This is a genomic window from uncultured Roseobacter sp. (assembly GCF_947496515.1).
In the GTDB taxonomy this organism is placed as follows: domain Bacteria; phylum Pseudomonadota; class Alphaproteobacteria; order Rhodobacterales; family Rhodobacteraceae; genus Roseobacter.
On sequence record NZ_CANMDB010000040.1, the window covers coordinates 1 to 3,659 of the forward strand.

Sequence of the window (3,659 nt, forward strand, 5' to 3'; positions counted from 1 at the left end):
TGTCGTTGTGCCCTAATTGAGAATAACTAGCCGTTTCAGGCCGATTCAGACCATTTCTGTACCCTTATTTAGGATTTATCCACAGGTGTCGGGTGCGCTTGACCGATGGTTTGAGCCTGCCAGATTTCTTGCGCGCGGAGTAGGAGGGCATATCGGTCAGCATCCGAACCAAGTTCTTGGATTGCGCTTCGTGCCGCCGTAACCGCTCTGTTGGAAGGCGCCAGTTTCGCCGTGTTCGGACATTGATCCGTGGCTTTGCGGTTTGTCGTTTTTACTTCCGGATATCGATATTCATGAAGTCGCGCCCATTTCTGGACCTTCTCTATGGCCTCACTCTGTCGCGGCAAAGCACGCAACGAACTCTGCGCTACCCGGTTGTTTTGTCCTACGCGATGGGCGACACGCAGGAAAGAGCGCCTTGATCCGAGTTCGATCGCAGCGAGCGCAATTGTTCTTTGGTCTTGGTCCTCCGAGATCAGTGCATCTACCTCCGCCAATCCCCACAATTGCAGAAGGTCCAAAGCTTGTCTGAACTGATGCAGCATCTTTTTGTTTCTAGTGACAACAGCTGACGCCAAGCATTTTGCACCTTGAACCACACGCGCCCTCATGCGCCTTGAAACAACACCATGCGAACAAGTCGATACCAGATCCCAACCGCAGCGCTCACATCTTGTCGACCATGCAAAGCGCCAGTGACGCAATACCAGTTCCGGCGTCTGTGCTCGGCAGTGTTTGCAGGTCTGGAACTCACGTGTCCCCAGACACTGCAATGAATGTGCGCTCACAGTCGGTAGCGTCATCGCTGCAATCTCGGTTCGGTGTCTTCCAACGGCCGCGCACAATCGGTCCGGACAAACGTGCTCAAGGTCGCTCTCACGGTCGAGTGCCCTGCCCTGTTGCAAGCCAAGGTAACCGTACAGTTCGTCAGTCGAACAATGGTTCGCCTGTGCCAGCCGGCTAAGCCAACTCGAGAGCAGTTCATCGCACAGGGGCAACGGTCGGCGGGGTAGAGGCTTGACGGTCACCCGGTCTCTACGACCGTCTCTCGCGGAACCGTCCACGCATGTTTGTTCCAGGTCGGCCGCCATGCTGTGACGGCCTCGTCTGTGATCCTCTCTTCCCCCGATTTAATCGCGTCGATAGCCAGGGATTTGATCATGATAAAGATGCGAGACGTGATCCCACCGGTCACCTTCAGGATCGTTCTGAGCGAAGCAACTGTCAGACTTGAGCGCTTCTCCAGCACCATGGCCGCGATCAGTGTTTGGATCAGGCGTGAGAACTCAACATCGTCTTCCCAAAGCGGTAAAAAATGTTCATCCAGCCGGCGCGCAAGCTGGTCATCGCCACGGACAGCGTCGAGCGCTTCATTAACGCCAAAGACAACGAGCGATACGCTAAGCTCATTTGCGAGGAACCTCAGCATGTTGAGGAACCGACGTTGTTCTCTGTAACTGCCGGCAAGCAGATTGTGCACCTCGTCAATCATGAGCATTTTCAGGTCCATGTCTCTGAGATGGTTCAGCGCCCGAACCTCCAGTTCCGAGACTGTGCGACGCCCCCACATGGGCGCGCCAATCGTAGATAGTAAGTGTTGGTAGAACCTTCTCTCATCCGGTGCGGGTGGCGCCTGAAGCAGCAATACTGGTGTCTTAGTAATCCCGAGATCACGCTTGTATTGAGTGGGATACTTGCTCGCCATACGTTTGGCGATCATCGTCTTCCCGATGCCGGAGCTCCCATAGACCATCAGACCTGGCATGCGACTTTGTCGCGGCGTTTCCATCAATGATGTCAGTCGATTGAGGACAATCGTCGCGCGATCAAAAGCGATCCAATGGTCGCTGCGAATGCGATCAATTCTTTCGTTTTGGGTCATCAAACTCATCAATGGGATAGGTTGGAAGATCAGGGTTGCCGGTATCAATCGCGAACATTTCACGAGAAGGGTCGCGCTGCTTTTGGGCCTTTGGCAGGCGCGCATCCCGTTCTTTACCCAGCCTTACTGCCTTGGTTTTCTGACGCGCTGCCTCGGTCAGACGCCTTTGCGCGTCCACCATATCAAACAGCGCCTTTTCATGAATCCGCCCACCGTGCTTTTCTTTCCATTCTTTTCGGGCGCGGCGACTTTCCCAAAGAGAGATTTCAGGATGACTGAGATTTCGGTAGCGCGCTTCGATCATGCGACCATCGTCTACCTGCACCCAAATCTTCGATAGGTTCCGCGGATCAAATCTGACTTGCACCTTCTCTTTGCCCCGCCCGATTAAGGACGCGAACGCATCATTCCAGTAGCGCACTTCAAAAAGCGTGATCCCCGTGCGGCCAAGCTTGCGCCATTCAAATGGCATGAAGCTCGATCGAAACGCGTCCACATCGACAACCTGCCGCCCTGCTGTATCGCCACCCAACTCGCTCCAGGCAGCAAGAGGTGTCCGGCCAAGGGCCCGGTGCGGGGTGTTATGATACCGACAGATTTCAAGATGAAGCCAGTCTTCAAACTCAGCCAGCGTCAAAGACGCGTTTTGTTCGCTGTCATAGTTACCCTTGTCTTTGGGCGACGAGTGGGTCGTTCCCGGCAAAACGTGAACTGAACCCATAGTTGTACCAATCAAGCGCTCAATGTGACCTCCATAATGCTTGCCGCCTTTGGGACGATAGGAAACATCAATGCCCCAATCCTCGCACGCGGACTTGAACGCTCTGCTGCGGAACTCTTGGGCATTGTCCACATGAACAGCCTTCGGAATACCAGCCGTAGGCCAGGTAAGCTCTTCAAGAGTGCCGGGCACATGCACTGTCTTTCGGCGCACGCAATGATCTAGACAAAGCGCAACCGACAGAACGGACGGCGCATCGAAGCTCACGTATACGCCCAACAGCACACGTGTGGTGACATCGATCGCCACTGTCAGGTTCGGTCTTGCAAGAGGCTGTCGGTCAATGTGATCGACCAAAAATACATCGGCCTGAGTATGATCGATTTGGACAACGTCAAGTGGGTCGGGAACGTCGAGTTTGCCAGGACGGGCTGCGAAAAACTGTCCAGCTTCGTCCGCACCATGTCGCTTTGAGATGACCTTCCGCTGGTCCATCGCATCAAGCCGCCGCTTAACTGTTCGACGGGTTGGCGGCTGGAAGCCCTTTGCATCACACTCTGAGCGTATCTCGCGCCAAATGCGCAAAAAACTTGGACGTTCTCGAACCAGATAGTAGCGGCTAAGGGTGGTGCTGATGATGCGCTCCACATCCGGAGCAAGACGCCCTTTTCCGAGCTTGGGTCCACGACGACCCGGCTGTAACGCAACGGATCGCGCATCGTTCTCCTTAAGACGTCGATAGAGCTTCCAAGTGTAGCTTTTGGCAAGCCCCAACTCCCATGCCGCATTACCAATAGCACTGCTGATTGGGTCGCCCTTCTTTTCAAGCTCCAAAATTGGCCGCAGAACAGCAGCCCGATGTTTAGCTACACCTTCAGCCTTCACAGCGGCTTTCACCCCAAAATCGCCGATAGTTATCCACAGATCGTTCTGTATCCTAAATTTGGGTACAGTATCCTAATTAAAGGTACAAGATCTTAAATAGGGGCACAGATGTCTATTGAAAAATAACAAGAAAACTACACTAGATTCTCCTCAACTAAGGCACAACGACAT

General features: G+C 53.8%; 3 protein-coding genes and 1 pseudogene. All 4 read right to left on the reverse strand.

Annotation, left to right across the window (positions count from 1 at the left end):
* Positions 1–68: 68 nt before the first annotated feature.
* The 4 genes and pseudogenes from Q1A53_RS23220 to Q1A53_RS23230 all read right to left on the reverse strand — a co-directional run bounded on the left by Q1A53_RS23220 (position 69) and on the right by Q1A53_RS23230 (position 3,500).
* Complete coding sequence (locus Q1A53_RS23220) at positions 69–545, reverse strand: hypothetical protein (RefSeq protein WP_299971745.1); 477 nt, start codon at positions 543–545, stop codon at positions 69–71.
* A gap of 129 nt (positions 546–674) precedes the next feature.
* Positions 675–1,091, reverse strand: a pseudogene (locus Q1A53_RS23525) (TniQ family protein); the annotation flags it as partial.
* Positions 1,025–1,882 carry a TniB family NTP-binding protein gene (locus Q1A53_RS23225; RefSeq protein ID WP_299971747.1) on the reverse strand — a complete coding sequence of 286 codons (858 nt, stop codon included), beginning with the start codon at positions 1,880–1,882 and terminating at the stop codon, positions 1,025–1,027. The gene Q1A53_RS23225 and the pseudogene Q1A53_RS23525, both read right to left, overlap by 67 nt.
* On the reverse strand, positions 1,860–3,500 hold the full coding sequence (locus Q1A53_RS23230; RefSeq protein ID WP_299971750.1) for a Mu transposase C-terminal domain-containing protein: 1,641 nt from the start codon (positions 3,498–3,500) through the stop codon (positions 1,860–1,862). Before Q1A53_RS23230 ends, Q1A53_RS23225 begins: the two co-directional genes overlap by 23 nt.
* Between the last annotated feature and the right edge of the window lie 159 nt (positions 3,501–3,659).